The organism is Thalassolituus sp. UBA2009 (genome assembly GCF_002335285.1).
GTDB lineage: Bacteria > Pseudomonadota > Gammaproteobacteria > Pseudomonadales > Oceanobacteraceae > Venatoribacter > Venatoribacter alkanivorans.
This window is the reverse complement of sequence record NZ_DDCJ01000003.1, coordinates 4112-10195: the sequence shown is the minus strand read 5'-3', so window position 1 is coordinate 10195 and position 6084 is coordinate 4112. Positions and strand designations below refer to the sequence as shown.

At 51.0% G+C, this 6084-nt stretch carries 4 protein-coding genes; all 4 read left to right on the top strand.

The window, feature by feature from the left end; all coding sequences use genetic code 11:
* Positions 1-669 (top strand): alkaline phosphatase D family protein (locus B3P58_RS00185; RefSeq protein ID WP_286715057.1); only part of this gene is annotated, 669 nt, incomplete at its 5' end.
* Between the two features lie 298 nt (positions 670-967).
* A complete protein-coding gene (locus B3P58_RS00180; protein WP_225692877.1) occupies positions 968-4000 on the top strand; it encodes a ricin-type beta-trefoil lectin domain protein in 3033 nt (1010 codons plus the stop codon).
* A 348-nt stretch (positions 4001-4348) separates the two neighbouring features.
* Positions 4349-4810 (top strand): hypothetical protein, encoded by a 462-nt coding sequence (locus B3P58_RS00175; protein WP_286715052.1) that lies wholly within the window; start codon positions 4349-4351, stop codon positions 4808-4810.
* An 11-nt stretch (positions 4811-4821) separates the two neighbouring features.
* A complete protein-coding gene (locus B3P58_RS00170; protein ID WP_286715050.1) occupies positions 4822-5991 on the top strand; it encodes a hypothetical protein in 1170 nt (389 codons plus the stop codon).
* Positions 5992-6084 lie beyond the last annotated feature (93 nt).

The following is a 6084-nucleotide window of genomic DNA, read 5'->3' as shown; positions in this document are numbered from 1 at the left end:
CAGCAGGAAAACATCCGCTGGAAACTGCTGGGGCAGCAGGTGATGGTCGGCCAGCTGGGCACCAACGACACGCCGTTTAATTATGATCAGTGGGATGGTTATCCGGCGGCACGTCAGCGTCTGTTTGATACGGTACGCAACGCCGGAGTGGATAACTGGGTGGTGCTGACCGGTGATATTCACTCCAGCTGGGCGATGGAACTGCACGATGATCCGTTTGCCGCTGAGCCGGGTAAGGCGTTAGGCATCGAGCTGGTGACTCCGGCGGTAACCTCGCCCGGCATTGATAACTACACTCAGGCGCAACTGGCCAGCCGTTCGCTGCAGGCCTTGCTGCCACATCTTAACTTTGTCGATTTTTATTACCGCGGCTATGTGCTGCTGGATATCACCCATGAGCGCCTGCAGGCGGAGTGGTGGGTGGTGGATAATATCGATTCCCATCGCTATGTCAGTGAGTGCTTACGGGCGCTGGTGGTGCCGTCCGGTGAGTCTGTTCTTCGCCCGGCGCCTGCGATTTCAGCCAGTAAGCTGGCCGCCGCACCGGCGCCGGATTTTGCTCCGGGCTTTGCCTGGTTACGTCACTGGCGCCGTGATCCGGCGGGCAATCTGCTGGACGGTATGCTGGCTTCCCAAAGTGGTGTTGGCAGTGCGTTACCCGGCGGCTGAATGTCGCCGGTTGACTGGCGTCAGAAGTCAGGCACCGATGGCGTAAATAATAACGTCCTTATTAGTGCCTGAGCCGTCCCGAACGGTGATTACCCTCGTCGTAATTCGTCTTATCGTTTCCTGCAATCGAGGTTTTGCACAGTGTGCGGCCCGTATTGCCATAGGTTGCATCTGAACTCCACGACCATGCTGCAAACGGCCCGTTTACGGCAGGCAGGGAGAGGAGTCAGTCGCCAGCCGTCGCGGAACTTTATTCGGTCGCAGTGTGACTGCGGCCGGTTCGCATGGACACATAATAATGAAAAACTCAGCACATACGCAGCGCTGGCTGCTGACCTCCATGGTCGGTGGCGCAGCATTATTTGGCAGCACGCTGTTTTGCGCACAGCAGGCTGCTGCTTTCTCGCAACCACCCCCTGCACCTGCTCCGGTAGAGCAGCGGCAGAATGCCGAAATGGCGGTACATGAACTGGCCCAGGGTTGTTATGCCATTCAGTCACCGACCAACGGCAAATATATGAACCGCTATACCAAAGGCGGTGCTATTGATAATGGTCTTGGCTGGCAGCTAAAGGCGACCGATCTGGATTCGGCAGCCAGCTTCTACTTTAAGCCGACATCGTTTTTCCACTATATGCTGACGGATAAAGACGGCCGCTATCTGGCAACCCATTTGCCGAATGAAATTTCGGCCGGGCGTTATGCCGGTGAGTTTGCCGAATTCAAGATCACCGCTCACAGCCAGGATAACGGTGCCTACCGCTTCAGCTTTTATGGCCCTAAGCTGGCCAAAATTCTGCGCCATAACTACGGTGGCACCGGTTATTACGCCGATGGTGGCCTGTACGTGATTGATATCCTCAACCCGACCAATGCCGGTTCGGAAACCGAGTTCAATCTGGTGCCGAAGAGCGACTGTAAGCCGTTCCCGGAAGCCGAGCTGAACACTGTGGGTGAGGTACCGAAAAGCGATGTGAACACACCGGTTCGTGGTGCCATCGACCCGCACACCCATATCACCTCCTATGAGTTTATGGGCGGTAAGTTCCTGCATGGTGAGCCTTTCCACCGCTGGGGTGTTGAAACCGCGCTGCGCGACAGTTCCGATATTCATGGCCCCTGGGGCTCGCTCGATATCATCGGTAACCTGATGGGTTATGACGATGTAAACCACCGCTACGATACCCGCGGCTGGCCGGACTTCCCGTTCTGGCCGAACCGTAAGCAGGTGTCGCATATGCAGTACTACTACAAGTGGATCGAGCGCGCGCACAAAGGTGGTATGCAGATGATGGTCAGCCATCTAGTGGAAAACGAGGTGCTGTGTAATGTGCAGAAAACCGTCAACCCGGCCAGCTGGATCAACCCGAATAACTGCAACACCATGGCCAGTATTCATCTGCAGATCCGTCGCCTGCAGCAGATGCAGGATTATATCGACGCGCAGCAGGGCGGGCCGGGCAAAGGCTTCTTCCGTCTGGTGAAAACCCCGCAGGAAGCCCGCAAGGTGATTGCCGATGGCAAGCTGGCGGTGCTGATGGGCATCGAAGCGTCTGAGTTGTTTAACTGTGGTCTGAAAGACGGTTGCAGCAAAGAAAGCATCGAACGTCAGCTGCAGGAAGTGTACGACGCCGGCGTACGTGCGCTGTTCCCGGTTCACCGCTTTGACAACCAGCTCGGTGGCACACGTATGGAAGATGGCTTTATTAACGTCGGCCAGTGGCTGTCGAGTGGCCGTTTCTTTGAAACCGAAGTCTGTGATGCCGAAACCGATGGCTCCCGTATGACCAGTGGCTTCCCGCTGCTGGGCACCGTGCCGGTTATCAAGGATATTCTTGCCGGTATTGGCCTGAATCCGCAATACGATGAAAGCCGCCGTCACTGCAACCAGCATGGTCTGAGTGCCAATGGTGAGTATCTGGTGCAGCGTATGATCGATAAAGGCATGATCATCGAAATTGATCACACCTCGGTTAAGAGCGCACGCGCCATTATGGATATCGTCGAGTCGCGTAATTATTCCGGTGTAATTTCCGGTCACAGCCATATGCACCGCAAACCGGATGGTTCAGCGCACGAAGTGCACCAGCGTATCGCCCGTGCCGGCGGTATGATGTCGCCGTATAACAGCAGCGCCAACAGCCTGAACTGGAGCATTGGTGAATTTATCGACCTGATTGAGCCAACCGGCTATCTGGTGGGTGTGCCATTTGCTACCGATATGGGTGGTATTGGCTCGCAGGCTTATCCGCGCGATAACACCGACACCGATCCGCTGATTTATCCGTTTGAAACCGAAGCCGGTGTGGTGATCGATAAACAGAAAACCGGTAACCGCATCTTTGACCTGAATAACGAAGGCCTGGCTCATTACGGTCTGGTGGCTGACCATATTCAGGATATCCGCACCCATTCCAACTCACGCATTTATGAGTCGGTGATGAACTCGGCCGAAGCCTATCTGCAGATGTGGGAGCGGGCGATTGCCAATGATTCGCCGAAGTATTCCAGCTCGGATGAAAACTGGTTCTCCATCGTTAACCGTGCCAGTGGCCGTTGTATGGATATTCCCGGTAACGACAATAATCTGAACAACGGCAGCAATGTGCAGTTGTGGGATTGTCAGCTGACCTCTCAGGATCAGAAGTGGCGTTACGATGCCGCCAACCAGATGTTCCGCAACAAGGCGAATCCGGAAAAATGTCTGGATAACCGCGGTCAGGCCTATAACAACGGTGGTGTGGTGATCTGGGATTGTGTGGATTCCGACAACCTGCGCTGGACTTACAGCGGCAATAAACTGGCCAGCAAGCACAACAGCAATATCGTGGCGGATGCTTATGGTAACGGTAATGACGCTAACGTTGGCCAGTGGACTTACCACGGTGGTGCCAACCAGCAGTGGGAACTGCGCTTAATGTCGGCGGAAAACCGTTATGCACAATACCGCAGCGAATCCACCGGCCAGTGCATCAGCGCAACCGGTGGCAGTCATACCGGTGCGCTGGTGGCGATGGAAGCCTGTAATACCAGTGCCAACCAGTTGTGGCGTTTTGATACGGCTACCGGTCTGATGATTAACGGTGTCGCCGGAGCCAAGTGTCTGGAAGTGCCGGATGGTCTGATTTACGACCATACCTTACTGCAGCTGGCCGACTGTGATGCCGGTAATCCGGCTCAGCAGTTTAACTATGCCGGCAAACTGCTGCGTTCACGCATCGACAGTAATCAGGTGCTGGACGTTTCCGGTGGCAGCTCTTCAACGCTGATTATGTATGGCGTACATGGCGGTGCGAATCAGCGCTGGCATGCGACGGCCAACGGTCAGTAATTTAACCGGGTTAGAAAAAACGGGAGCTCAGGCTCCCGTTTTTTTATGCTGTTTTTTATGGCATTGGAGCAAGCTTTCATGCTAATGGCTGAGCGCCAGGCTGTACATTATTAACGGCGCCTGACAAGGCCGTTTTTTCATTTTACCGGGCTGGGGTAACTCTTTTTCCGCACTAAACCGTTCCGTTAATTGATAATATCTTTAGTAAATTTGGCCCTTCTCAGTTGTGCAGGCCTTCTTGGCATGTGTGACATGCTCCAGACGTACAAAATTTCACTCGTCGCTATTGTTATTTTTATTACCCGAATGGATAATATTCACACATATCCCAATGGTGATGGAGTACCTGTGTTTATAGCTTTAGTATCTCAAACTACCTACCTGGTGCTGGTCGCAGTGCTTTGGGTCTTTATTAATTCAAGTACATCCCCTCCGGACTGGATTGCTTCAAACTCGCTCCCTATTAACTGCATCCTGATTGCCATGATGGGCGGTGTTTTATATTGCTTGCGTGCAATTTACTTAAATAAATGCGTCCGCAAGGCCTGGGATGCTGACTGGAATATTTGGTATGTGATTCGGCCTATAACAAGTGCGATCAGTGGGATAGCCGCATATCTATTTCTTAACGCAGGATTGTTGATCCTAGAGTCAGATCAGCAAGCAACTGGAAGTCAAGCAGGTTACTTGGCACTTGCATTCATTGCAGGACTGAATGTCGATAAGTTTGTTCAGAAACTTGAGGAAGTTGCTAAAGCGACTTTTGGCATCGAAAAAAGCAACGCCTCTTCGAATAAAGGCAGTAAATAAGGATTTTGTGAATGACAGCAGAAATTATATTTTTCCCTGTAGGGAATGGGGACATGACACTGATAAAGACATCTAGCGGGAAGAATATCCTGATTGATTGCAATATCAGAGACCCTAAAGACAACCCTGACGTGCTCAAAATGCTCAAGGATGAATTAAATACTGATGGCCTCGGGCGTCACTATGTAGATCTGTTTGTTTGGAGCCATCCTGACGAAGACCACTGCAGAGGTGTAAGTTCGAATTTTTTCCTAGGCAAACCGGACGAGTACCCTCAAGGCTCTAAGAAAATCTTCATCAAAGAAATCTGGTCCAGCCCAGTCGTCTATCGCCGAGCCAACAAAAAAGAGGGGTTTGTTTTCTGTAAGGATGCAAAAGACCTCAAAGGAGAAGTAAAAAGAAGAGTTATCCACTTCAAGGAAAACTGGTTTGCTAGTGACGGTAATCGAGTGAGGGTTCTTGGTGAAGATGAAAACAATAAAACGGATAACATTCCTCAAATCACACTTAAGTTGGACGAAAAAACCTCGGTGATTGGTGGAATAAGTCAGTCTGACTTCACTGCCTACCTTTATGGCCCTGCATCACCTAGTAAGATTAGCGGCGAGGAAGAGAAGTTCTCGAAAAACAATTCCAGCGTGATAATCAATTACGCCATAAGCTCAGGTCAAACTACCGCAAAATTCTTAACTGGAGGAGATGCTGAGGTAGCATGCTGGGAAAACCTTCATGATAGATTGAGCGACTCATTGTCAAACCTCGATTACCACATATTACAAACACCTCATCACTGTTCTTGGCACAGTCTTTCTGAGGAGAGCTGGAGTAAAATTAAAGAAAAGAAGCTCGACCCCGGTGAGAACGTATCACAAAAGGCACTTGAAACACTTAATAACGCTCAGAGTGAGGCGATCATTGTATCTAGTAGTAATGCCATTGAAGATGATTCAAATGATCCCCCATGTTACGGTGCGAAAGACCAATACCAAAATATAGTTTCTGAAGTAGATGGTAAGTTTGTATGCGTCGCAGATTCACTAGATGACGATGGTAATAATGTGCCGTATAGAATTGAAATCTCAGATACAGGTGGGATAAAGACCAAGAGTGGTAGCAGCTTTGCTGGAAGCTTAGGAGGCGGAGCGCATGTAAACCGGAGTGGCACTGACAGTTATGCTTAACAGTGCTTCAACTACGCAGGCCCAGGTAAGCCGTCTTTTCCAGAGATTAGACGGTCGCCAACTTAAAAGATCCTTGTTAAAAAAAACGAAAAA